Below are 24,076 nucleotides of genomic sequence, written 5' to 3'. Positions count from 1 at the left end.
CGCCCATCTTAATCCGTACGGTGTTCGGACGCCCGACGCGATCGTTTTCCGCCGAACATCCGTCCCAGCAACGCGCCGACACAAAGAAAGCCGGCCCCTTTCGGGAACCGGCTCGCTTGCTGTATTTGCTTTTCTGGCTTTTTGCGTGTTTCGAGCACTTGGTGCCGTCGAGGCCCCGGGCAGCTTCACGCTGCCCGGCCGTCTCGGCTCAGCCTCTCAAGGCTCGACGCCCGCCTCAGAGCGAAGCGCGCAAGATTTCAAGGACTCCCGCGCGGTCGATCGGACGCAACGCCCCCTGAAGACTCCACCAGCACGTTTCGACGTGTTCGGCCATCGCTTCGAAGTGTTCGTCCGTGACGCCCGTTTCCGAAAGGCGCGAGGGAAGGCCGATCGACGCGAAGAATTCGGCCGTCTTGTCGATGGCGGTCTTGGCGACGGTCATCGGGTCGCCTTCGGGATCGAGCCCCCAGACGCGCACGCCGTACTGCACGAAGCGCGCAAGCGTCGTTTCCGTGAGGCTGTAGCGCATCCAGTGCGGCGTGATGATCGCCAAACCCACACCGTGCGTGATGTCATGGAACGCGGAGATTTCGTGCTCGATCCCGTGGCAGGGCCAGGGCGAAGGCGTGCGACCGAGGGCGAGCATGCCGTTGCAACCGAAGGAGCTCGCGAGCATGAGGGCCGAACGAGCTTCTTCGTTGTCGGGCTCCGCCACGGCCTTCGGACCGTACTCGATGCAGGTACGCAGAATCGTTTCGCAAAAGCCGTCGCTCACGGGATTGCCTTCCAGAACCATGTACTGCTCGAACGTATGGCTCATGATGTCGGCAATGCCCGCCGCCGTGTGGTAGGCGGGGACGGAAAAGGTGAGCGACGGGTCGCAGATCGACGCCACGGGGGCGAGCCGGTCGTTCGCCATGCCGAGTTTTTCGGAGGTCGCGGTATTCGAAATCACCGCACTGTTGTCGTATTCGCTGCCCGTAGCGGCGAGCGTCAGCACCGTAAAGAGCGGCAGCGCCTTTTCGATGCGATCGGGATGACGCACAAGTTCCCAAGCCTCTTCGTCGCTCACGGCCGCTGCCGCAATCGCCTTCGAGCAGTCGATGACGCTCCCGCCCCCGACCGCGACGATGAAGTCGACGTTGTGTTCCTTACAAAGCGCGGCCCCCGCACGGACGGAATCGATGCGGGGATTGGGCACGACGCCTTCAAGTTCGACGATGTCGCGCCCGGCGAGCGCCGCCTTCACGCGATCGACGAGCCCCGACTTGCGGGCGGAACCCGTGCCCGCGACGAGCAGGACGCGCGTGCCGTAACCCCGGGTAAGGCCGTCGAGTTCTTCAATGCGATCCTTCCCGTACACCAGACGGGTCGGAAGATAAAGCGAAAAAGGCTGCATGATGCAATCTCCTCAAAGCCAAACGAGAGACGTGCGCCGCCTCGTTGTCAGGCGTTTTCGCACGCGAATCGTATCCATCTTACCGAAGCGAGAGCGGAGTCCGTTACCCGAAAATCCGCGAATCCCTGCCCGAAACTGCTCCAAACCAAACCTGCCGCGGAATGTATCGGCAAAGAAAAAGGGGCCGACGGTACGTGCAACCGTCGACCCGAGCGAGACCCCGAAGAAACAACGCGACGAGGAGAAGCGTCGGTCCGGCAATCGTTTTCCCGTCGATCGCAGGACGCGTCGCCCGAGCCGACCCCTTGGCTCTTGTACGGGCGACGTGTTGTTTCCCGTTAGGAGAAGTATGCCTGAAACCTCTCAGAAATGCAAGTGATTCTCATTTGCGATTTAAAAGTTTTTCTCCAGCGACCTTCCGCGGGGACGTGAAGACCTGCGTCCGCGGCTCCCTCAGCCTTCGCGGGCGGCACACATGAAAAAAGGGCCGACAGTCGTTGCGACCGTCGGCCCTCAAGTAGAGACCCCGAAAAACAACGCGGCGAGGAGAAGCGCCGGCTCCGCGATCGTTTTCCCGTCGATCGGAGAGCTTTCCCGCCCGAGCCGACCCCTTGGCTCTTGGTGTGGGCGGGTGTTGTTTCCCGTTGAGTGAAGTATGCCTCAAACGCCCCTCCGATGCAAGTAATTCTCATTTGCAGATGTAACAAAAGCGATCAGATCTTGTCAGGACCGTTGACACGCCTGGACTACCCTCGGGAAAGTGCGAGCCATACGCCCCGAAACCTGCGTGCTACAGTCGACACGTGGAGCTTCTCTCCGAAGAGCCGTCTTTGTACGAAGAACTACGCCATGGCCAATACCTCCAGCACCGACGCCCCGACCGTCGAGCCTTCCTTCGAACTCCGGTTGGAATGCCTCTCCGAGTGGTTGCTCGAACCGGGCACCCTCAAGCTCCCCGACTACCAGCGCCCGTACCAATGGGACGAGTCGCTCGTCACCGCGTTCTTTCATGATGTTGTCGGAGAGTCGCCCGAAGATTCCTCTCCCGTCGACTTCGGGGTGTTGATGCTTGAGCGTGTCGGCCCGGACGACGGGACACTCTTTGTCGTCGACGGCCAGCAAAGGCTCATCACCTTCGGCCTGCTGCTTCGCGCCACACATGGCGGCAACATTCCGCTCTCCTCGCGCTTGGAAACGCTTCTCGCCGATGCCAATCAAAATGCCGAGAGCACCTACCGCATTGCCGAGGCCGAACGCGTGCTCAACCACCTGCTCAACGCCGAACGCAGCGTGCATCTTCGCGGTCGCATCGAACAGGCTCGCGCCGCCGCCCTTTATCAGTCTCGGTCGTCCGATGCCGTCGAAACCGTCAAGCGACTCTTCGATGACGCGAACACCACGGGCCTGCCGCTTACGGGCTGGCAGATCCTGAAGGCGCGCCACTACGGGCACATCCTGCGCGAAGACGCGTTGACCGATCCCGAAGTGGAAGTACTGCTTGAGAAGCTCGAAGCCTGGCGCTGCAAGAACCGCGTTCCGGCCGAGCTCTCCGGCTCCGGGAGGAACGACCTCATCGAGATCGAGTACCGCACGCCTTTCTCCGAAACCCCGCTCGGTCTCGACCGACTCGCCGACGACTACGCATGGGCGACCTTCGGACAGGGTCTCATACAAGGGCTTTTCGGGCTCCTGGCTGGCGAAGGAGGAGGAGGATGGTACCTGCCGATCACGGAGAAAACCGACCTGCACCTCGATCCGCTCGAGCCCTACGACGGGATGAGCTCCGGCCGGGCGCCCGACTGTTGGCGTGCCGACCGACCGCTCGATTTCGCAGCCGGCCTCGGGTTCTTCAAAGTCGTGCGGCGACTCGAGACGCATGTTCGGGGGATCACGGAGGAAATCCGCCGAACGCAAGAACTCTTAGACAACTCACTGCGCATCCGGAACGAAGACAAGGATAACGACGAGACCGTTCTCGCAACGCATTTGCGCCTTGCTCGGCTTTCCGGGAGCGACGGGCTCGTCCTATCGCCCGAACACCCGCGCACGCCCGAAGCCCTGGTCATGACGGCTGTGCTGATCTTTCGCGCCGCCCTGTATCTGGTTGCCGCAGAGCTCGACTCGTTGAAAGCCTCACGAGAGTCCGATACGCAACACGACGAAACGACCTCCTTCCGTGTCGAGGGCATCCCGTTTCTCAACGAACTCCTCACCAAGCCGGGCGCCTCGCGCTGGCTTCTCGGCCTGAGGCCCGGCGCGGGCGATGCGTTCGACACGTCCCGAGGATCCATCCTTCCGAGACTTCTTGCCACGGCGCTCTTCTGGACCGACCGCTTCGGAACGAACGGCCAACTCTCCGATCGCGACGCTTCGTCGTTGCTTGCCGCCTTGGTGACGGCTCTCTTCAACGCGTCGGGCGCGTTCGGCGGGTACTTCTACACTATTGAGAACGCACTCCTTCTGCAACCTTCCGTTGAAGCGGCCCGCGAATGCCGAACGCCCGAAAGCGCCCTGTGGCTCCTCGCAAGGCAAGCCCCTGGCCGACACCGGTATTCCACCGCGCTGAAGGCATGGATCTCGCTTCTTGAGCATCCGTCCGAAGAGGGCTCCGACGAGGCTCGTGCCGTAGCGCGTTATGTTCGCGACACCCTGAAACGCTTTGAGTCGGAGGCTTCCGAATGAGTTACACCGTCCATCACAAACTCATGACGCTCAGTCAACTCGAAGACTACGCCGAGCGGCTCATGATTCCGCTCTGGCAGCGCGACTACGCCTGGACGCAACCGCAATGGACGTCGCTCGCGGAGACTCTCTGCTCGGCCTCGCCGAAGCGCCCGGCCTTTCTCGGCACGATCGTCCTCGTGAAACGGCAGGATCAGGCGGCCTCACCCGAGGGCGACCTGCAACCGTCCTTCGTATTCGACGTCGTCGACGGGCAGCAGCGACTCACAACGCTCCACCATCTGCTCTCACTTCTTCTCGAGCAGAAGGGACTGCCGCTTTTCCGCGGACGGCTCGCCCTTCCCCAAGCCGTCGAGCCGCCCGACGACCTCAAGGGCTTTGCGGGTGCCTTTCGCGAAGCAGTCGATTACCTGCGCGAACTCCCCTCCGATTGGACTGAGGCGGTTATGTTCGCGGTGACGATCTTGGAACCCGACATGGCGGACGCACGTTGTGCGAGCCGCCTCGGCGCTCAGTTCTTCACGCGTCTCAACCGTCAACGCCGAATGCTTTCGGCACTCGACGAAGCCAAGGCGAGGCTCGTACTCGATCTGCCGGATGAAGCTCGGGCCGACGACAAGAGCAGTTCCGTTGCTGAAGAATGGGAGCGGCTGCGACGAACCGTCTGGACGCTGGACGGCCTCGGTCTCAAGGAAAAGCGCTCGCCCGAGCGGCTCCAGCGCCAGGAGTTGCGCTTCATGCGAATTCTCCTGACGCTTCTTCGGACGGTTGTTCACGAGGAGGACCCCCAAGGCTTCACCGTGAATCCGGAGGATCCCGACGCGTCTTTTCGGAACCGGTTCGTGCTCGACACTCCGGAAAACCGCAACGCGTTCTTGCAAAAGCTTCCCACCTTCAACGACTTGAGCACCGCTTCCGACGACAGCAATGCGCGGCGTAAACGACTGCGCTCGGGCCTGCTCCTTGCTCGTAACAAGGAGGACGAAACGCTTCTCTTCGGGTCGGAATCGGAATCTTCCTGCCTTCCCGATGCCCTGGCGCTCCTTCAGCTTCAGGCTTTCCTTCACGGGTACTACCAGGAGCGTTGGCTCGAAAGCGGGGCCTTTGCCGTCGTCGTTTCCGGCCTCACCGACGAAACGGCGAGCCCCGAGGAACGTATCCGAAAGACGCTCAAAGCTCTTGAAGGTTGGCTCGCCCGACAAGCGCGAGAAGAAATCGAGAACAATAAGGAAGATGCCGATGCGTGCGGCCCCACGACCTGGCTCCTCCTGTGGCGCGAATGGGTGTTGTTGCGCGGTATCTGGAGCCGGACGGAGCCCTACTTCGGATTCGTCAAGGAGGCGATCGATGCGTGGGCGAAGGCGGGCTCCGCGTTTGAGGAAGTCCTTCAAGAGAGAGCGGCCTCGGCTTTTTTCGATCTGGTCCGACAAAGAGCGCCTCGTCTCGAAAACGAACTTCCCGACCGTTGGGCCGGACAAGCCACCGAGCACTGGGTGTCGCTTGAACGCGGCGAACAGAAGCAGCGCAAGGAGCTCGATCGTTTGCTGAACACTCCCCACAACTTCGCGCACATCACCGAGAGTCTCAATTCGAGCTGGCGAAACGCGTCGATCGGCACGAAGACCGTTCGACTGATGGACGACGACAAAGCCGAGAAGGCCTGGCCCACGTTGATCGTCTGCGCGGCGCTCACCCGCGCCCAGGAGAAGGCGGGCGTGCCTCTCCCGCCGGACCAACTCACGGAGGCGTCGCTTCAGCCCTACATCGACCGGATGAAGGCCTTCTGGGCCGTCATCGACCGACACGCGGAGGACGTCCGAGATTCCTGACTTCAAGGTGCGAAAAAACGCCCGAAGAGCGTCGAGCCCTCCGGGCGTTTCGATGTGAGGAGCAAAAGAAGCCGCGCGGCTTACTTCGCACCGTTCTTCATCTTGAAATTGAACTGATGGCACTGCTCGCAGTAGTTCACTTCGGGTTCGTGCTGCATGTGGCAGAGCGTGCAGTCGCCGTTGTGCGGCGCCTTGTGGGGATTGGGTTCGAGCGCCTTCGTCTTCGCGGCGACGTCGTCGCGGTTGTGGCAGGCAAGGCACGTCTTTTCATCCGGGTAGTTCGGATTCTTCATGTCGGGGCCGTGGCAGGTTTCGCACTTCAGACCGCGGGCAACGTGGCGGTCCGCGCCGAAGTCGGCGGCGGTGGCGGCGCTCGAAAGAGCGGCAAGGCCGAGGCAAAGCGAAGCGGCGATGGCGGCAAAACGCATCATGATAGGGAGTCTCCTTGGGGAAACGAGTGAGAACGAGGAAAGGGAAAGAAGGAATGGCCTTTCGGGTCGGAAACCGAAAGGAACGCCCGAAAGAGACGCGCTCCTTCGGGCGTGGTACGGTAGGGAGGCCGCAGAGGTTCCCCTCGAGGAGGTCGGGAGCCCGAGGGCCAAGCCCTGGCGCTTACGCTCGGTTCGGCTCGACCGCGTCGAAGCACGGTCGAGTCGAGCGGTTCAAGCGATCGAATTCGGGAATCAGCAGCCCTTGAATTCGTTCGCCGTACGAGCAGCCACACGACCGAAGATCATGCAGTCGGCGACGGCCACGGTACCGAGACGGACCATGCCGTGCACGCCGCCCGTGACTTCACCCGCGGCGTAGAGGCCGTTGATCGGGTCGCCGAAGACGTTGAGAACCTGAGCCTTGTCGTTGATTTCGAGGCCGCCCATGCAGTGGTGGACGCGCGGCCAGAGGCGAACGGCGAGGAACGGACCCTTGACGTTGGGCTTGGCGTTTTCGAACATCATGCAACCGAAGTCCGGGTCCTTCTGATCCTTGATGTACTGATTGAAGGTGTTGTTCGTCTTTTCGAGTTCGGCGTACGGGATCTTCAGGTCGTCGGCCATCGCCTTCAGGGTGTCGTACTTCTTGACGACGCCGTTCTTCAGGGCGCGCTCGTAGAGCTCTTCGGTCATGTTCTTGCCGATGATGGCCGTACGGGCGTTTTCTTCCGTCGTGTAGATGACGGCGGGGTGACCCATGGCGACGATGGCGTCGGCGCGAACCTTACGGTTGCCGGATTCCTGAATGAAGCGCTTCGCGGTGACGGGGTCGATCATCGGGCCGTAGCCGAGAGCGGATTCGACGAAGAGCGGAGCAACGCCGAAGCCCTTTTCGTCGGGCGAGGTCCAGGGGCCCATCTGGATCCAGTCCATCTGAATGGTGTTGGCACCGATCATCTGGGCTTCCTGAATCATTTCGCCCGTGGCACCGGGATGGTTCGTGGACGTGAAGTCGGCCGTAAGACGCGGGTCGTGCGACATGCGCATCTTCACGTTGTTCGAGAAACCGCCCGAAGCGAGAAGCACGCCCTTCGTCGCGCGGATGTAGGTGACCTTGCCCGAATCTTCGCGACCGAAGCGGTAGCCCGTACGGGCCTTCACGCCGAGAACGCAGCCCTTGTCGTTGACGATGAGCTCTTCGACCTTCGTGCGAAGACGCGGTTCGATCCCGTATTCCTTGAGTTTGGCGAGCATCGGGTTGATGAAGCCCGAGCCGGAGTTGTTCGTCACGGCGTGGCTGCGCTTGACGGAGTGGCCGCCGTGGAAGGTCACGGCCTTGAACTTCACGCCGATCTTGTCGCGGAGCCAGTAGAAGTTTTCAACGGATTCGTCGGCGATGCGACGGGCAAGGCTCGGGTGGGCAAGACCGCCGCCCGCCTTCAGAATGTCGGCGTAGAGAAGGTCGGCGTTGTCCTTGATGCCGTCCTTTTCCTGCATGTCGGTACCCGCCGCAGCCACGGCGCCGCCGTTGATGATGGAGTTGCCGCCCGGGGTCGGCATCTTTTCAAGGATGAGGATGTCTTCCTTCTTCATGCCGAGGCCGTGCGCTTCGAGGGCGGCGGCCAAACCGGCAAAACCCGTACCGACGATGAGGAAACCGGTCGTTTCGTTCCAGTTGATGTTCTTGGCTTCCGCGGCGGAAACGGTCGAGACGAAGCCGCCGAGACCGAGCGAGAGAGCGCCGGCGCCGGCCGTGCCGAAGAGCGAACGACGGGAAATCTGGGTCATTGTGATGCTCCTTTGAAGCTGAAAGTTGCAAAGGGAAAAAGGTGCCCGAAGGCCCCGTTCCGCTTTGGAACCCGATCGTGATTGCGTCCCGACGGACATAGCCCCCTCGGAACGACGTGGGAAGAGTGTATCGACCCCCTACTCTCGGCGTAACCCTATTGGTAGGGGGGCGGCACCTCAGAAAAACCCTCAAAAAAGGACCGCGAGTCCAGCGTCGGCTCCGAAACGCGTTCGAAGCGACATCAAAAAAACGAAAAACCGCACCCCGGGCGGGGTACGGTTTTTTCGTTGGAAAGTCTTTCGTGCGAACGTTCACGCGCGCGGACGGACCTCAGGGTGTCGTCGACAGGACGGGCAAATCCCCGCCCGAAGCGCCGAGCGCATCAAGCTCCTTCAGCGCGGCGGCCGCGGCCGCATCGTCGCCCGCTTCGGTTGCCTTCGAGAGCTTTTCAAGCGCCGCGTTGAAGGCCCGCTCGTCGGCTTCGCTCCAGTCGGAGACGAGCTTCGCGGAGTCGTTCGCGCCCGCAGCGGGAGCGGAGGACGGAGCCGCAGGAGCGTTGCTCGGGGCCTGCGTTGCCGGTTCGGCGGGTTGAGCGGTCGGCGCAGCGTCCTTCACACCGGAGGCGCTCGACGTGTCGGCCGGACGCGCATCGACGGATTCGACAGGCCGGGCGGCGTCGGCCTTCACGGGTTCCTCGGGAGCTTCGGGAAGGTCGGCGCCGTTCGAATCGGCCTCGCTCTCGGATTCCTGCACTTCCGGCTCTCGGGTCCCGTTCTCCGACCCGTCTTCCGAAGCACCCTCTTCGGTCTCGTCGGTGGACGCTTCCGTGCTCTCGTCCGAGGTCGTGTCGGTCCGGGACGTTTCTTCAGTTTTTTCGGGCGCTTCGGTCGTTTCCTCGAGCTTCGTCTCTTCGCCCGCAGCGGCCGCGGCAGTTTCGGCCTCGGCCTGCTCCTTCGCTTTCTCCTCGGCCTCGCGCTTCGCTTCACGCTTGGCTTCAAGGCGCTTCAACGCCTCTTCGCGCGCTTGCGTGATCGCACGGCGGCGTTCGTCTTCGGCTTCGACCGCGTTGATAAGCGCCAGCCCCGCGCGCACCTTCGGGAACCCCGTGTAGGGAAGGAGTACCGTCAGAAGCCCGATCAGGTCGGTGCGGGTCGCCCCGAGCGTTTTCGCCGCGCGGACGTGCATTTCGATTTCTTCCCGCGCGCCCGACGCAATGAGGGCGGCAAGGAGCACGAGTTCGCGCTCCGCATCCGTGAGGTGCGGCCGCCCGAAGGTCTCCCCGTAGGCCCAGGAGGATAGGAGCGAAAGCTGCAAGGGCCGCTCGTCCTCGCGCAGTCCCGCGTGAAAGGCGTAGAGGTACTCGCGCCCGAAAAGCTTTTCCTCCGCCTCCAGGCCGCGCTCGAAGCGCTCCGCCGCCCCGGCGGTCGAGGGTTGCGTCACGGGCGCGCTCATGCCGGCTTCACCGAGTTCGGCGTGCAGAATCCGCTCGGCCGAGATGACGGCGGGCATCCCCGCGACGGGCATCGTCTGCACCAAGACTTCAAGGAGCTCCTCCGCGGAGACACCCGCAAAGAGCGCCCGACGGAAGGTTTCCGCCAACGCTTCGGAGCCTCCGTGAGCGGGCAACACCGTCATCGCGGCCGTTTGCAGGAGGTTGGCGAGTCGGTCGTCGAGCGACGTGCGTTCGGGCACGTCCTCTTCGAGAAGTCGCTTGAAAACGGGTTCCAAAACCGAAACGAACCCCGTTGCGGGACTCTCGGCCGCACGGGCGGGAGCGGTAAGAGCGGTGAAGCCGCCCGCAAGACCCGTGAAGGCAAAACCGAGCTTCGCGAGGTCGCGTCGTTGCATGCGCGTCATTCGATTTCTTTTGTGAGATGAGGGAGCACGCGGCTTGCGCCGCGTGCTCGGGTTGAACCGGAAGAAGAGCTTCGCGCGTCGTCACGAAGACCGCACCGAAGCCCCGGGAGACTTGTCGTCTCAGTTCGCCTTGAGAAGCTTTTCGGCGAAGGTCTTCGCCGCTTCGCGGCGGGCCTTGCCGAGGTGCTCGACCGCAAGACCCGTCGCCAATACTTCGCCCGCGTAGGTCCAGTTGAGGTAGCCGCAGACCAAGCGCATCTGGTCGATCATGGGGCGCATCGCTTCTTCGCCCGGGCCCGCACTCGTCGCAAGGAGCACGAGACGCGCGGGGTGTTGCTGGAGTTCGCCGTTACGCGCCAAGAAACGGTCGAGAACGATCTTCAACTGCGCGCTCATCCCGTAGTAGTAGAGCGGCGTCGCAAAGACGACGACGTCCGAAGCGAGCAGTCGGTCGATCACGCGGTCCATGCCGTCCGCATCCACGTTTTCACCCGCTTCGAGGCGCTTCAAAAGCTTCGCGTCGACGGGCGAGACGCCGAGCTGATCGACGTCGATGCGAACGACGTTGGCACCGGCCATTTTGGCGCCGTCCGAAAAGCCGGCCGCAAGCGCGGCCGTGTTGCCGTTGAGGTGGGGGCTGCCGAGAAGAATCGTGACTTCCATCGTGTATTCCTTGGGTTCGTGAAGTGTCGTGAATGAGGTCGGTCGGGTGTCGGGGATGGTTAGCGCGCCGCCCGGGCTTTCGAGTGTCCGTTTCGCTCCGACTGCACGGCGGCAAGCATCCGACCGCTTTCTTTCATGAAATCGTACGCGAGCGTTCCGAAGTAATCGCGCGCACGGCCGAAGCGTTCGACGAACGCCTTGCGGTCGCCGCGAAGAACGAGCTCGAGTTCGGGCGCGAGGCTTTCGACGTAGGCGCGAATGAGACGCGCATTGTCGTCGTTCGCCATGATGATGTCCGCATAGAGGTGCGGATCCTGCGCGAAGAGTCGTCCCACCATCTCGAGTTCCAGCCGGTAGATGGGCGAACTCATCGCCATGATCTGGCGCAGATCGGGATGGAGCTCCGCGAGGAAAACCCCGTACGCGTAGGTCGTGAAGTGGCGAAGCGCCTGAATGATCCCCATCGCGCGGTCGTGCTCTTCGGCGCTCGTCGTGACGACCGACGCCCCTTCTTTTCGAAGGAGCTCTTCGAGCCAGGCACTCGCTTCCGGGTTTCGGGCGGGAACGTACACAAAGACCTGGCGCTCCAAGGACGCAACGTCCGGCCCGAACATCGGGTGCAGACCCGCCACGGGGCCCGCGTGCGCCGCCAGCATCGCTTCGACGGGCGCGCGCTTCACGCTCGTCACGTCGGAAAGAACGGCGTCGGCGTCGAGCATCGGCCCGAGTCGGGCGATCACGTCCGTCGTCACGTCAATAGGCACCGAAACGACGACAAGCTTCGCGCCGCGCAGAATGTCTTGCGCCCGATCCCAGTCGTCTTTTTCGAGAATGCGCACTTCGCGCCCGTCCGCCGCAAAGAGGCGCTGCAGAATCCGCCCCATACCGCCCGCGCCGCCCACGAGGACGACGGGCGGTTTCGCTGCGTCGATGCTCGAAGCGAGGTCCGCTGACCGCGCCTCTTCTTGAGTCACTTCATGAAGGGCTTCGGCTTCATGAGGCGCTTCGCACGCTTCCCCGTACGCCTTCAAGGCAAGCTCCAACTCCCGCGCCGCACGGGCGACGGCGGCTCGGGCCGCCGCTTCGGGCGAAGCGGCACCGGACGCATCGGTATCAACCGGCGCCTGCAAACCTTCGAGGCGCGTGAAAAAGCTCGAGCGCGCCTCGGCGTCGCCCGCAAAGAGCCGGAGCTCTTTTTCCGAACATTCTGAAAAAGCACACGGGATGGACGACATGGAAAGGCAAAGCTCCTCGGAGGGGCGCGCAGCAACTCGGAAGCAGGCGCACCCGCCAAAATACGGAAACGACGACGACCGCGCGGGACGCCACCGAAAGCCCGAAGCAAGGCGCACAACGGCACGCCTTCCGGGCTCTCAAGTTTTGCATTATCGCATCGGGTCGAGGGCGTAACCTCAGAAATTCACCCGTAGGCAAGTGAATCCGCGAACGAAGTCGTGCACGAGGACGCCCTCCCGGCAACTTCGGACAAAGGTTTCCCCTCGATTTACACCCGTTGGCCCCGCGTTCCGACCGTTTTGGGAGAAAAAAGCCTGCTACGGCGCGCCTCCGGCGCTTTTTCGGCGTCGTCCGAGGGGCGTCCTCAGAGCCGTTCAAGAGCCGAACGGGCTTTCCCCGTGCATTCCTAAGTGAGAAACACTCACAATCTCATTCCCTTTCGGACAAAATCGCGCTATAGTCCACCCCACGGAAGAAAAGGCGCAGCGAGGCCGACGCGCCGCCTTCCGTCACGACAAGAATACGCAAGTCGGCCGCAGGATTCGCACCATGCTTTTGCTCAAGGAACTTCCCATCGGCGCTCGCGGTCGCATCGTCGGCTTTCACAACGAACACCGCGAATACCGTCGGCGCCTTCTGATGCTCGGGGCCACCCCGGGGACGACCTTCGAAGTCGTGCGTCGCGCGCCGCTCGGCGATCCGATCGAAATCCGCGTGCGCGGCAGTTTCATCAGCGTTCGCAAAGACGAAGCGGAACTGATGCACATCGAACGCCTGAGCGACTGAAGCCGGGCTTTCGAGACCGAGGGGACGCTTTCGAGCACGGTCGCCCGCGAGCCGTTCGACGCCTGAGCGTCGGGCGGCCCGATTTTTTTAGCGACCCCGCTTCGTCACGTTCGTCACCCCCTGCGGCCCTTTGCTGAAACCCCCATCCATCCACCGAGAAATCCTTTTCATGCAGACTCGCACCGTCTGCGTCGTCGGGAACCCGAACTGCGGGAAGACGACGCTTTTCAACGCCCTCACGGGCTCGCATCAGGAAGTCGGCAACTGGCCGGGCGTCACCGTCGACAAGAAAGTCGGCCGCTTCACGCACCGCGCCGTTGCGATCGACCTCGTCGACCTGCCGGGCATCTATTCGATCACGCCCTCGGGCGCTTCGGGCGAAGACGAACGCATCGCCCGCGACTACATCCTGACGGGCGAAGCCGAACTCGTCGTCAACATCGTCGACGCCTCGAACCTCGAGCGCAATCTCTACCTCACGACGCAGTTGATCGAGATGCAGGTCCCGATGTTCGTCGTCGTGAACATGCTCGACATCGCGAAGCAGCACCGCCTCTCGATCGACCTCGACGCGCTCTCCCGCGAACTCGGCTGCCCCGTGGTGGGCGTCGTCGCCTCGCGCGAAGACGGGATCGAGGCGCTCAAGGACGCGATCCTCGCCGCGCTCGAGCATCCGGTGGTGCCGCACGTCAAAACGCACTTCGACGAGCGGATCGAGCATGCCGTCGCGGAAGCGGCCGCGTACTTCCGCGACGCGAAGGTCGCGCGCCCCGAGTGGTTCGCGATGCAGTTCATGGAAGAGGCGGCGGGGCTTGACGACAAGCTCCCCGGAGTCGACCTCGAACCCGTCAAGGCGCGCGTTCGGGCTCTCAACGACGAAACGGAAGGCGACACGGACATTCTCGTGGCGAGCGCGCGCTATGCGTTCGTGCAGGAAGTCGCCGACCGCGCGATCACGCGTGTGGGCGAAGTGACGCAAAGCCTCACGGAGAAAATCGACCGCGTGGTCCTCAACCGCTGGTTGGGGATCCCGATCTTCCTTCTCGTCATGTACGTGATGTTCCTTTTCACGCAGAACGTGGGCGGGGCCTTCATCGACTTCTTCGACATTCTCGTGGGCGGCGTCATGGTCGAAGGCTTCGGCGAGCTTCTCACGTCGCTCGGCGCCCCGGATTGGTTGCGCGTCTTCCTTGCGAACGGCGTGGGCGGGGGTCTTCAGACGGTTTCGACCTTCATCCCGGTCGTCTTCTTCCTTTACCTTTTCCTCGCCGTTCTCGAGGACTCGGGCTACATGGCGCGTGCGGCGTTCGTCATGGACCGCCTGATGCGCGCGTTGGGACTCCCCGGCAAAGCCTTCGTTCCCTTGATCGTCGGCTTCGGCTGCAACGTGCCCGCCATCATGGCGACGCGCACGATGGACCGGGCGTCGGACCGCATCATCACGGTCATGATGGCGCCCTTCATGAGTTGCGGCGCTCGTCTCCCCGTCTACGTGCTCTTTGCCACGGCCTTCTTCCCCACGAACGGGCAGAACCTCGTTTTCGCCCTCTACGTGATCGGGATCGTCGCCGCGATCCTCACGGGGTTCCTCTTGAAGAACACGGTTCTTCCGGGGAGCGCCGCGCACTTCGTGATGGAAATTCCCCCCTACCACATCCCGACCCTGAAGGGCGTGATGCTTCGCACGTGGGAGCGCGTCTCGGGCTTTACGGTCCGCGCCGGTCAGGCGATCATCGTGATCGTCGCCTGCTTGACCTTTCTCAATTCGATGGGGACGGACGGCTCCTTCGGCAACGAAGACAGCGACAAATCGGTCTTGTCGTCGATCGGTCGCACGATCGTTCCGGTGCTCGAACCCATGGGCGTCGAAGAAGAGAACTGGCCCGCCGCGGTCGGGATCTTCACGGGGATTTTCGCCAAGGAAGCGGTCGTGGGGACGCTCAACTCGCTCTACGGTCAGATGGCCGCGACCGAATCGGCCGACGAAGAAGCGAACGAATCGGGCTTCTCCTTTGCGGATACGCTCGGTGAAGCGCTGACGGTGACGGGCGAAAACCTCGCGGGCCTCGGGGCGGCGCTTACCGACCCCCTGGGCCTTTCGGTCGGGGACCTCTCTGACGAAACGTCGGCCGCCGAAGAGCAGGAAGTTTCGACCGGCACGATCGACACGATCCGCACGCTCTTCGCGTCGGAATCGGCCGCCTTTGCCTACCTCCTTCTCGTTCTTCTTTACTGCCCGTGCGTGGCCGCCATGGCGACCATTCTTCGCGAAGTGGGCTTCGTGTGGACGGTCTTCTCGGGGATCTGGACGACCGTGCTCGGCTACGCCGCCGCGACCGTCTTCTACCGACTCGTGCACTTTGCCGAAGCTCCCGCGTACGCCTCGGTGGCGATCGGCGGAAGTCTCGCCGCCCTCCTCATCCTTCTTCTCGTGATGAAGCGCCTCGCGCGCCGCAACACGGGTCCGAAGGTGATTCCGATCGTGCCGAAGCAGTAAGCCGCGACCGATAGGAAAAACGGAAACAACGAAACGCCCGGCTCCTCAAAGGAGGCCAGGCGTTCGTTTTGGAAGCTTGCACGAAGGGCTTCACGAGCTCGTGATCGCGAAGTCCGTGTGAGGGATCAGTTGTTCCCCCACACCTCGTCGGCAATCTGCTTCACGAGGCGGACCTTCGCCCATTCTTCCTCTTCCGTCATGATGTTGCCTTCTTCGGTCGAGGAGAAACCGCACTGAGGCGACAAGCAAAGGCGCTCGAGCGGCACGTACTGCGAGGCTTCGCGGATGCGGGCCTTGACGGCTTCGGGGTCTTCGAGTTCGGGGAACTTCGACGTGATGAGACCGAGCACGACCGTCTGGTCCTTGATGTGACGCAGCGGCTCGAACGAACCCGCGCGGTCGCTGTCGTACTCGAGGAAGAAGGCGTCGACGTTGCAGTTCGCAAAGAGGATTTCCGCCACGGGTTCGTAGCCGCCCGAGGAGAACCAGGTCGAGCGGAAGTTGCCGCGGCAGATGTGCATCGTCACCGTCAGATCGGCAGGCTTCTTGGCGAGGACGGCGTTCAAGGCCTTCACGTAGTTGCGACCCACCGCATCGACGTCGATCCCGCGGGCCGCATAGGCCGCGCGCTTTTCCGCCGAGCAGAATTCGCCCCAGCTCGTGTCGTCGAACTGCAGGTAGCGGCAGCCGTGCTCGTAAAGCGCGAGCATCGCGTCCGTCCAGGCGGCGGCGAGGTCCTCGAAGAGAAGATCCGGATTTTCCGCATAGGCCGCGATCGGCTTGTAGTTCGCTTCGCGCACGCAACAGATGAGGTGCAGCATCGAGAGCGACGGAATCGTGAACTTCACGGGGGCGTCGCCCGCGAGGCGCTTCACACGATCGAACGCCGCAAGGAACGGATGATCCTTCGGGAAGCCGATCCGATCCTCGATCACGACCGTTTCCGCCTTGGGCTGGTGGCCTTCGAAGTGCACCGACCAGGCTTCCGCCTTCACGTGACGAATGCCCGAAAGGCCCGCCAGGAAGTCGAGGTGCCAGAAGGCGCGCGGGAATTCGCCGTCCGTGACGGCCGTCAGACCGTTTTCGCGTTCCTTGCGGATGAGCGCGGCGATTTCACGCTCTTCGACGGCCGAAAGTTCGTCGCGCGAGAGCTTCCCGGCTTCGAAAGCGGCGCGCGCTTCGAGCAGGCACTTCGGACGAAGGAAGCTGCCGACGACGTCGGCGCGATAGGGCGGAAGAATGCGTTCCATGGTGGGATTCTCCTGGATGTGCGGTTGAATGGAATTGGTGAAACGGGTTGAAAAGCCTCGAAAAAACGGGCGCTCCCGTTCGTCGGAAGCGCCCGCTGGAATGCTTCAATGCTTCGGGCGTTTTCGTATTATGCGCCCGAGCCCGCCGCCTCAAGCCGCCTGCGGACGGCCTCGCACGGTAATACCTTAAGAAAAGCTCGAAAAGGACCGATCAAGGCCGCCGGCCGCAGGGGCGGGACGGAGGAAACGTGCCTCAGTACTCGACGTCCTTCAAGGGGTCGCCGATGCGTTCCACGGCCTCGATCACCATGTCCCAGAAGCGGGGCTGATCGAGTTCCACCGCCGCGAATGTGCGGCACCCTTCGGGGGCCGGACGACGGAAGTCCGCCACGGTCATCCCGTAGGTGAGCGCACCGCGCAGTTCGACGTCGATCGGCACCGGAACGCACTTCACGATCGATCGGTCGATGACGGCCGCAACGGCGCACGGATCGTGCACGGGAGGGGCGTCGAAGTGGCTCTTTTTCTTGTAGTTGCGCGCGAACGCGTCAAGGATGTCCGCGAGGAGCTGCCCGGGCTTCGTCGCGATCGCACGGGCGCGGGCGCGCACGGCCTCGTCGGCGCGGGCCTGGTACGTGAGGTCGAGCCCCACCATCGTCACCTTCCACGCTTCGTTGAAGACGACGTAGGCGGCTTCGGGGTCGAATTCGATGTTGAATTCCGCAAAGGGCTTCACGTTCCCGATCTTGCATCCGCCGCCCATGAGCACGACTTCTTTGACGCGCCCGACGATGCGGGGTTCGAGTCGGGCGGCAAGCGCAATGTTTGTGAGGGGCCCCGTGGGAACGAGCGTCACCGTCCCTTCGGGTTCGCGCATGACCGTGTCGACGATCAGCTGCGCCGCGGCGCGCGGGTCGACGGGCGTCGTCGCTTCGGGCAACGTCGTTCCGTCCAAGCCCGATTCGCCGTGGATTTCGGGGCAGAACGCCGCGCCCCCGCGCACGAGCGGGCGAATCGCACCCGCCGCGACGGGAATGTCTTCACGCCCGACCGCACGGAGAATGCGGCGGGCGTTCCCCGTCACCTTTTCGATCGACTGGTTGCCCGCCACCGTCGTAACGGCCAAAAGCTCAATGCGGGGATCTCCCGCCGCGAGCAAAAGCGCCACGGCGTCGTCGTAGCCGGGGTCGCAGTCGAGAATGATTTTCGTCACTTCGGTCATCGTGGAAAGTTCCTCGGATGAAATGGAAAGATGTTCGTCGGAAAGTCGATCGCTCGGGGGCCTCAGCCCTGAAAGCCCTGAACCGGCCATTCGCCCCGCTCGATGCGGGCAAGGCGTTCGCGCGCCACCTCGTCCGCCGTCGGGATGGAGGCCGCAGCCCCGTGCTTCGTCACCGAAAGCGCGGCGGCGAGCGTCGCACGAGCGATCCCTTCGAGCAAAGCCTCCTTACCCTTTTCAACGCCTTCGATCAGGGCCTTGACGGCGTAACCCGCAAAAGTGTCGCCCGCACCCGTCGTGTCGACCGCCGTCACGGGGAAGACGGGGAAGTGGCGGGGCGCTTCGCCCGGGATCTTGAAGGAGACGCCTTCCGACCCTTCGGTGAGGATCAGCACCGGACCGCTCGCGGGTTCGTCGCGAATGAAACGGTCCGCAAGCGCCCCGAGAATGGTTTCCCCGTTGTCGACCGCTTCGCTCTTCGTGAAGTCTTCGAGGAGTCCGCGGCCTTCGGTGCGGTTGACGATGAGGGCGTGCAGGCGATTAAGCGGCAGTCGCGCGATCTCGGCCGTATAGGGAGCAGGATTCAAAACAACGCGCAGGTCGCGCGCAAGCGCCTTTTCAACCCAGAGGGCGACGTCGTTCACTTCGTTTTGAAGAACGACGAAGTCTCCTTTGGAAAGGCCCGAGAGGAGTTCGTCGATGCGCGCTTCCGCGAGCATGCGGTTCGTACCCGGGAAGTAGAGAATCGAATTTTCGCCGTCGGGCGACACTTGAATGATCGTGTGGCCCGAAGGGAAGGTGTCGCTGACGCCCACGGCGTCGACCTTGACGCCCTGGTCCGCGAGGAAGTCCTTGAGGAAGACCCCGTCGATACCGAGAAGCCCCGCGTGCTCGACCTCGAGTCCCGCGCGGGCCATCGCCACGCTCTGGTTCAACCCTTTGCCCCCTTCGTGCAAAGCCCTCCCCGTGGCGGCAAGCGTTTCGCCCGGCTGCACGAAGTGCGGCACGGCATAGACGTAGTCGATATTCATCGAACCGATATTGAGGACGCGGGGCATCGAAGAGTTCTCCGGAAAAGGGGGACGCGCGAGGCGAGTCCCCGGGCGCACGAACTGAAAAATGAAACGGACCGCACCGTTGCGTGCGGCCCCGTCGCGCGCCATTGTAGAAGACCCGGAGGTTTTTCGAAAGAGAAGCGGTTTTCAAACCGCGAAATACGGCCCGAAGATGGGCTTGACACCCTTTTCCGGCCCTTTCCAACCTCACGCCTGCGGCGCCGTCTTCATGAAGTAGCTGCGCGCCGTCAGGCGGGTGTTCCCGTCGAAGACCGCGTGCCCGTAGGCCCGCTCGAAGTACCCGGGCTCAAGGCCCGCGGGCTCCCACGCCGCGGCCCGATAAAAGCGCTCGGTCGCGGGAGCGTTTCCCGTCCCGAGCACCCAGCGCGAGCCCGCCGATTCCCTCGCAAGCGCCGCCTCAAGAAGTTGCCGCCCGATTCCCCGACGCCTGCGGGCGGCCTCGACCGCAATGAGGAGCACCTCGAAGTCGGCCGCAAGCCCTTGCGGCGCAAGCCACGCACGCGTTTCCTTCGTGACGGGACCCCACAGAATGAAACCCGAGAAAAGTCCGTTCCCGGAGGCATCCTTCAAAAGAAGTCCGCGGGCTTCGGACGTAACGAGAGTGAGCGCGTGCTCGGGCTCGTCGGCTTCGCACGCAAGGCGCGCGAGCGCCGAGAGGCGGTCGGTTGCGTCGTCCGGAACGCCCGGCACATCGGAGGCACACCGAAGGCTTTCGAGCGCCGCACGCAGTGTCTCGGACGCCAACGGCGTAAAAACCGGCGGTCGGACGAATGTTTCGGTCGATGCGGTTTTCACGTTTTCCATTTCTCATCACCTCATCGGGGCGGGTTTTGCGCTCGGTGCTTCTCCGTGGAGCGAGCGTCGGGAATTCGAACGATCTCGATGGCGTCGGGGTCGACGTTGAGCCTATAGACCGTATTCGGACGACGCCCGAGCGCGGCCACGAAGTAGGACTCGGCCAGTCGTTCGGGGAGCGCCTCCCGCAGCGCGCGATGGATGAGGGAGCGCTTTTCCTGGAAATACGGCAACACGTCTTCCTCGTGCTTCAACGCACGCAAACTGCGGGCATGGTCGCCCGAGCGACGCGGGAAGAGTTCCGAATGCAACGCAAGGATCTCCGCCGCCGCGTCAAGCCCGGGCCGAACACCGTCGGCCGAGCGTTTGCGGCGTTCGGCCAACCAAACGTAGACGGCCATCGGAGTGGGAGCCAGATTGACGCGTCGCCCCGAACAGAGGAGTACCGGCTCCGCCCCTTCGCGAAGCTCGATCCGAAGGGAGACGGGCGGCAGCATCTCGGCCTGAGCGCGTTCCACGACGTCCTCGTACCGCGTACAGTCCTCGGGAAAATTCGCGCTCAACCCCTCCCGCAAGCGTACGAAGGGGATTTCGGCGAGCGTCACGCGCGCCTCGGCCTCGTCGAGGAGTCGCCCGTCGGCCGAGAGAATATTGCGGGAAACGGGGCTCGGGTAGAAGAAGTCGCGATTCGATTCGAAGGGCTCGGAAACGAGCACGTGGGAGAGCCGGTCCTGCTCCCGACCGAAAAGCGACAGGGCGTACCCGGCGAAAAACCCCATGGTCTTGCGACCGCCCGCAATCGAAACGTGCACCCGGGCGCGCTCGTCGGCGCACAACGATCGCACGACCTTGAGGATGACGTCCGCGGCACGGGCGTTGTCTTCGGGCGTACGGATGTCGGTCAACCGATCGCCCGAGGCGGATTCGATCACACGGATCGAGTCTTCGGAAAAAGCAATCTTCCCCTCGAGCCCGTAGTCGCGGCAAAACGCGTGAAAGCGGCCGTCCTTGGGGTCGAGCAAATCGCGCACGGCCCGGTTGCGACCGTGTTCGGTCGTGACGAGACGTACCTCGGTCGGAAGTTCGCCTTTGGCAAGAAGCGCCCAGAGGGTTTCCGTCACGACCTGCGTGGACATGCCGGTAACGGCAAGCAGAATGCGGCGCGGGTACCGCTCGGACATCATGCCTTCGCCTTCTCGCTCAAGAGCCCCTTGAGTCGCTCCTCCAACCGGGCCACGTCTTTGCCGGCCACAATCTCGATACGGAGGGTTTTTGCCCGATTGACCGCCGCTTCGGTCAAGGGCAGGTAGGAAACGATGACGGGCACAACGGTCTTGCCGAAGAGCTTCCCGAGCGCACTCAGTTTGTAGGTCACGTCCTCGAATCGCTTTTCATCGCCCAGGTTCGACGTCTTGCATTCGAGAATGACGAGCCGGTCGTTTTGCCAGAGAACCACGTCGAGCTCGTTTTGCAAGCCCTTGACGTCGATCTTCCCGTTTTGTCCCTCGATGTAATCGATTCGGGCGTTTTCCACCACTTTGGCGCCCGGAAAGGCCCGCCGCGCCGCGTTGGCGGCCCAATCTTCGAGCCACCCCCCGTTGACGAAGAAGCGCTTCGCCTCGTTGCCGAAGCGTACGGTCCGACCGTTGAGGGTCAGCAACTGCGCGGCCTCGAGTCGGTCGAGGAGCGCATCGAACGCGGCCGACCTCGGACCGAGCAGGTCGAGCGATACGGCGAGCTTGTCTTTCGCCTCGCTCGCCAGACGGTTGACGGCCGGATACGTCTGGCGAAACGATTCGGTCCTCGCGAGCTCTTCGGCGAGGTCGCGCAGTTCCTGCGTAAAAGGCAGGGTCTTCGGCTCTTCGCGCATGACATAGCCGTAAAGCGACACGTAGTGCTTCAACTGCATGGCGCAATCGAGCCGCATCGTTTCGAGTTCCCGCACGAAAATCACGTCATGCGAATCGATCGGCAGGTAAAGACACGGCGTTTTCGTCGTTTCGGTCGCCGTCATCGCGGCAAGCGTCATGGCCTTCGTGCCGCACGTCAGGTTGAAAAGCGGCCGCAGCCCCCGGTCCTTGAGATCGCGAATCATGTTTTCAAGCGTATCGGCAAGCATCAGGATGTCGTAGCCGTCCGGCACGTCGACGTGCTCGATCGCGATGCCGGGCACGGCCCAGCGCAGGGTCCGCTCCAAGCTCTCGGCCTTCGCTTTCATTTCGGGCGTCGTCACCAAAATCGCGTGCGAAGGCGCGATTTTCGGATCCAACGCAGGCCAAAGATTGGGCGAATTGTGTTCCGACACGAACATGATGTGCGTGTCGACTCGTTCGGACAAAATCGTCATAACGCGTACTCCCTTTATCGTTACCTCGTAATTCGTCATCGATTCGGCGGTAGCCGAAGCGCCCTGCCGTCACGTCGACTCCACCCGTTGGGCGCGGTACTCGACGAGCCGACCGCCGAGCATTTCCATGTCCTCGGGCGTGAGCTCCCGCCCCCGCATCTCGGACGTCAGGTCGAGACAGAGCGCGAGAAACCGTGCGCCGCGCGCATTGATTTCGGCAATTTTGTCGACGGGTAGCGTCCCCACGACCACGTCGCCTTCGCTCACGTCTTCGACATCAAGATGCTCCACCCAGTGGTCGACCCGAAGCGAGCGGGCCCGTGCCCAAGCCCGGGCACCCAGGTGACGCGAAACAAACCAAAGAGCCATTTTCAAACCGTTCCTCCGCACGAGTTGATCCGCAAACCCTCTGCGAATCGCACTCAACCTACTCTTTCCGAAGTCGACCACCCGGTCCACACCAAGCCGTCGGGAAGCGCCCTGCGACCGATTTCAACCCTGCGCCCGTGAGCGGGCAAGCGGTAACACCGAAGCTCGTCTTCGTTCGGGTTCATGAGCGAAAGACAGTCCTCAACGCTTCGCCGACACCCTTCGTCGCTTCCGACAAAAAGAAACACGCTGTATTCGAGCGGCATGGCCGTCGCCGTCAGTTTTCGGTGCACGCGTTGCAAGCGACGCGCATTACGAATGTCGTAAGCGATGAGATACGTACTCATGCCGTGCACCTCTCGACATCCGGCATATTCGACAACTCCGTTGTCGCACGAAGCAACTCGGATGCACGATCTTCGAGCGCCGAACGAAGAGACGCGCGACATTCATCCCAGGCCGGATAAAACCGAGTGCGCCCCGATTTTCCGAGCAGGCACGAATCCGTTTGACGAGAAAAATCGTCGATCGTTAAAACTTTTTCTTCAAAAAGACGGATGGCAAAACGATCAACGAGTGGCCTCAAATCCTCGATCAAATCACACGCCAACGACTCCCGACCGAAATCCAAGGAATGATAAAATCCGATGTACGGATCCAACCCCATTCCATAAGAAATCAATACCGCCTCGGAGTGCAGCAATGTATAACCAAGGGAAAGAATCACATTGAACGGATCCCGCGGCGGCCGGCGATTTCGACCGGAAAAACACAGTTCCTTCGGAAGAACACGAGCAATTCCTGAAAAATAGACCTTTGCCGCAGCACCTTCCAATCCTCGCAATTCCGCCGAACAGGATAAACCCTCAACTTGAGGAAGAAGTTCGAGCAACCTGTCGGCGAACTCTATCAGTTCGTTTTCACATTCCGAATGCTCGGTTTTCAAACTCAACAAACAGTCCCTTTGCGCTTGGATTTTTCTCGCTACGATTTCACGAGAAAATCGCATTTTGAATACATTGGAAGAGCTCAATTCGTACTGCCTTACTCGACGTACAGCGTCGTTATGAGGCTTGGGAAGGAAGAGCGACGGCACAAACCTTCTTCCGGAGAGAAAAACAACCCCCACACCTCGCTCTCCGAGCTTTGCCAGAAGTCCGGCTCGCACCAGGGTGTCCCCGAAGACATAAATTCGCTCAAGCGGCGCAATCGGCACCGTAGCAACACGCTCATCTTTTTCGTAAAAAGTCAGAGCTTCCCCGTCGAGTCTGATTTCGACACCTCTCCGATCCACAAAGAGACTAGTCATCGTTAGATCACCATGAAAGGATTGATGGATTGACGGCTCGCAACCCCAAATAAAAACGGAGAGCTCCTTGGATCCAAGGAAAACATATGAGCCCGATCTGTTTCCAAGTCAATTTCGTCTTCGATTTGTCGGTTGAGTTGTCTCAATTCCGACTCCGTCATCCAACACTCATAAAACGATTTTTGACCGCCCACCGCATATGCCGCCGTCATTTTGTGAATACGTCGTAACTTTTTGGGGTCAGCCACGTCATAGCAAACCAAATACAGCACGCGAGACACATCACCTCCATACGAACGTATTCACACGGGAAATATACTCCTCCAATTCCTCCTCCGTAAAACTCACAAACTTGTGAGATCCCGGCCATCTCTTCAAGCGTCAGCATCACGTCCTTCCCCGTCATATCCGTCATATCCATCAAGTCTCAATCCCTTCAAGATCAGGGTACCGTCAGAATACGATCCTCAACGACATCTGCATGTGTGCTCTGTCTCAATCCCTTCAAGATCAGGGTACCGTCAGAATTCAACCCGGCAATC

20 protein-coding genes are annotated in these 24,076 nt (G+C 62.1%); 4 read left to right on the top strand and 16 right to left on the bottom strand.

The genetic code is table 11. From position 1 onward, the window contains the following. Positions 1-235 precede the first annotated feature (235 nt). Positions 236-1,399: an iron-containing alcohol dehydrogenase gene (locus S6FBBBH3_RS05050; RefSeq protein WP_120176712.1), complete on the bottom strand. Its 1,164-nt coding sequence runs from the start codon at positions 1,397-1,399 to the stop codon at positions 236-238. An 849-nt stretch (positions 1,400-2,248) separates the two neighbouring features. Between S6FBBBH3_RS05050 and S6FBBBH3_RS05045 the strand changes: the two genes are divergently transcribed. Continuing rightward, complete coding sequence (locus S6FBBBH3_RS05045; protein ID WP_170143825.1) at positions 2,249-4,081, top strand: DUF262 domain-containing protein; 1,833 nt, start codon at positions 2,249-2,251, stop codon at positions 4,079-4,081. After that, the gene (locus tag S6FBBBH3_RS05040) at positions 4,078-5,910 is read left to right on the top strand and encodes a DUF262 domain-containing protein (protein WP_120176710.1); all 1,833 of its coding nucleotides are present in this window, start codon (positions 4,078-4,080) and stop codon (positions 5,908-5,910) included. The genes S6FBBBH3_RS05045 and S6FBBBH3_RS05040 overlap by 4 nt, the downstream gene beginning before the upstream one ends. An 80-nt stretch (positions 5,911-5,990) precedes the next feature. Here the strand turns inward: S6FBBBH3_RS05040 and S6FBBBH3_RS05035 are convergent, their stop codons facing one another. The 5 genes from S6FBBBH3_RS05035 to tyrA all read right to left on the bottom strand — a co-directional run bounded on the left by S6FBBBH3_RS05035 (position 5,991) and on the right by tyrA (position 11,885). Then, positions 5,991-6,341 (bottom strand): cytochrome c3 family protein, encoded by a 351-nt coding sequence (locus S6FBBBH3_RS05035; RefSeq protein WP_120176709.1) that lies wholly within the window; start codon positions 6,339-6,341, stop codon positions 5,991-5,993. Positions 6,342-6,593: 252 nt separating this feature from the next. Further along, on the bottom strand, positions 6,594-8,129 hold the full coding sequence (locus tag S6FBBBH3_RS05030; RefSeq protein WP_120176708.1) for a flavocytochrome c: 1,536 nt from the start codon (positions 8,127-8,129) through the stop codon (positions 6,594-6,596). A gap of 331 nt (positions 8,130-8,460) precedes the next feature. Then, positions 8,461-9,987 (bottom strand): carboxymuconolactone decarboxylase family protein, encoded by a 1,527-nt coding sequence (locus tag S6FBBBH3_RS05025; protein WP_120176707.1) that lies wholly within the window; start codon positions 9,985-9,987, stop codon positions 8,461-8,463. A gap of 120 nt (positions 9,988-10,107) precedes the next feature. Further along, the gene (locus tag S6FBBBH3_RS05020) at positions 10,108-10,650 is read right to left on the bottom strand and encodes a flavodoxin family protein (protein WP_120176706.1); all 543 of its coding nucleotides are present in this window, start codon (positions 10,648-10,650) and stop codon (positions 10,108-10,110) included. 59 nt (positions 10,651-10,709) lie between these two features. Beyond that, the gene (tyrA, locus tag S6FBBBH3_RS05015) at positions 10,710-11,885 is read right to left on the bottom strand and encodes a bifunctional chorismate mutase/prephenate dehydrogenase (RefSeq protein WP_120176705.1); all 1,176 of its coding nucleotides are present in this window, start codon (positions 11,883-11,885) and stop codon (positions 10,710-10,712) included. A 550-nt stretch (positions 11,886-12,435) separates the two neighbouring features. Between tyrA and S6FBBBH3_RS05010 the strand changes: the two genes are divergently transcribed. After that, positions 12,436-12,672, top strand: a complete 237-nt coding sequence (locus S6FBBBH3_RS05010; protein ID WP_120176704.1) for a FeoA family protein — start codon at positions 12,436-12,438, stop codon at positions 12,670-12,672. A gap of 169 nt (positions 12,673-12,841) precedes the next feature. Beyond that, the gene (feoB, locus tag S6FBBBH3_RS05005; RefSeq protein WP_120176703.1) at positions 12,842-15,169 is read left to right on the top strand and encodes a Fe(2+) transporter permease subunit FeoB; all 2,328 of its coding nucleotides are present in this window, start codon (positions 12,842-12,844) and stop codon (positions 15,167-15,169) included. A 125-nt stretch (positions 15,170-15,294) separates the two neighbouring features. On the opposite strand, the gene S6FBBBH3_RS05000 is transcribed toward feoB, so the two are convergent. The 10 genes from S6FBBBH3_RS05000 to cas2 form a co-directional block, all read right to left on the bottom strand. Next, on the bottom strand, positions 15,295-16,419 hold the full coding sequence (locus S6FBBBH3_RS05000) for a 5-methyltetrahydropteroyltriglutamate--homocysteine S-methyltransferase (RefSeq protein WP_120176702.1): 1,125 nt from the start codon (positions 16,417-16,419) through the stop codon (positions 15,295-15,297). Positions 16,420-16,672: 253 nt separating this feature from the next. Next, positions 16,673-17,641, bottom strand: coding sequence for a nucleoside hydrolase (locus S6FBBBH3_RS04995; protein ID WP_120176701.1), 969 nt, complete (start codon positions 17,639-17,641; stop codon positions 16,673-16,675). Between the two features lie 62 nt (positions 17,642-17,703). Continuing rightward, positions 17,704-18,696, bottom strand: a complete 993-nt coding sequence (locus S6FBBBH3_RS04990) for a ribokinase (protein ID WP_120177829.1) — start codon at positions 18,694-18,696, stop codon at positions 17,704-17,706. 204 nt (positions 18,697-18,900) lie between these two features. Continuing rightward, positions 18,901-19,518 (bottom strand): GNAT family N-acetyltransferase, encoded by a 618-nt coding sequence (locus tag S6FBBBH3_RS04985; RefSeq protein WP_120176700.1) that lies wholly within the window; start codon positions 19,516-19,518, stop codon positions 18,901-18,903. Between the two features lie 11 nt (positions 19,519-19,529). Next, positions 19,530-20,693, bottom strand: a complete 1,164-nt coding sequence (csm6, locus tag S6FBBBH3_RS04980; RefSeq protein ID WP_120176699.1) for a CRISPR-associated ring nuclease Csm6 — start codon at positions 20,691-20,693, stop codon at positions 19,530-19,532. Continuing rightward, positions 20,690-21,856 carry a Card1-like endonuclease domain-containing protein gene (locus S6FBBBH3_RS04975; RefSeq protein ID WP_170143824.1) on the bottom strand — a complete coding sequence of 389 codons (1,167 nt, stop codon included), beginning with the start codon at positions 21,854-21,856 and terminating at the stop codon, positions 20,690-20,692. The genes csm6 and S6FBBBH3_RS04975 overlap by 4 nt, the downstream gene beginning before the upstream one ends. 69 nt (positions 21,857-21,925) lie before the next feature. Further along, positions 21,926-22,225: a CRISPR-associated protein Csx16 gene (csx16, locus tag S6FBBBH3_RS04970; RefSeq protein ID WP_120176697.1), complete on the bottom strand. Its 300-nt coding sequence runs from the start codon at positions 22,223-22,225 to the stop codon at positions 21,926-21,928. 53 nt (positions 22,226-22,278) lie between these two features. After that, the gene (locus S6FBBBH3_RS11420; RefSeq protein WP_120177828.1) at positions 22,279-22,572 is read right to left on the bottom strand and encodes a CRISPR-associated endonuclease Cas2; all 294 of its coding nucleotides are present in this window, start codon (positions 22,570-22,572) and stop codon (positions 22,279-22,281) included. Further along, positions 22,569-23,534, bottom strand: a complete 966-nt coding sequence (gene cas1 / locus S6FBBBH3_RS04960) for a CRISPR-associated endonuclease Cas1 (protein ID WP_120176696.1) — start codon at positions 23,532-23,534, stop codon at positions 22,569-22,571. Before cas1 ends, S6FBBBH3_RS11420 begins: the two co-directional genes overlap by 4 nt. A gap of 2 nt (positions 23,535-23,536) precedes the next feature. Beyond that, on the bottom strand, positions 23,537-23,806 hold the full coding sequence (gene cas2 / locus S6FBBBH3_RS11415) for a CRISPR-associated endonuclease Cas2 (protein ID WP_408646493.1): 270 nt from the start codon (positions 23,804-23,806) through the stop codon (positions 23,537-23,539). Positions 23,807-24,076 lie beyond the last annotated feature (270 nt).

Origin of the sequence: Sutterella megalosphaeroides, from assembly GCF_003609995.1 — a bacterium.
GTDB lineage: Bacteria > Pseudomonadota > Gammaproteobacteria > Burkholderiales > Burkholderiaceae_F > Sutterella > Sutterella megalosphaeroides.
Note: the sequence above shows the minus strand (reverse complement) of the source record. Positions and strands in the feature narration are given on the sequence as shown.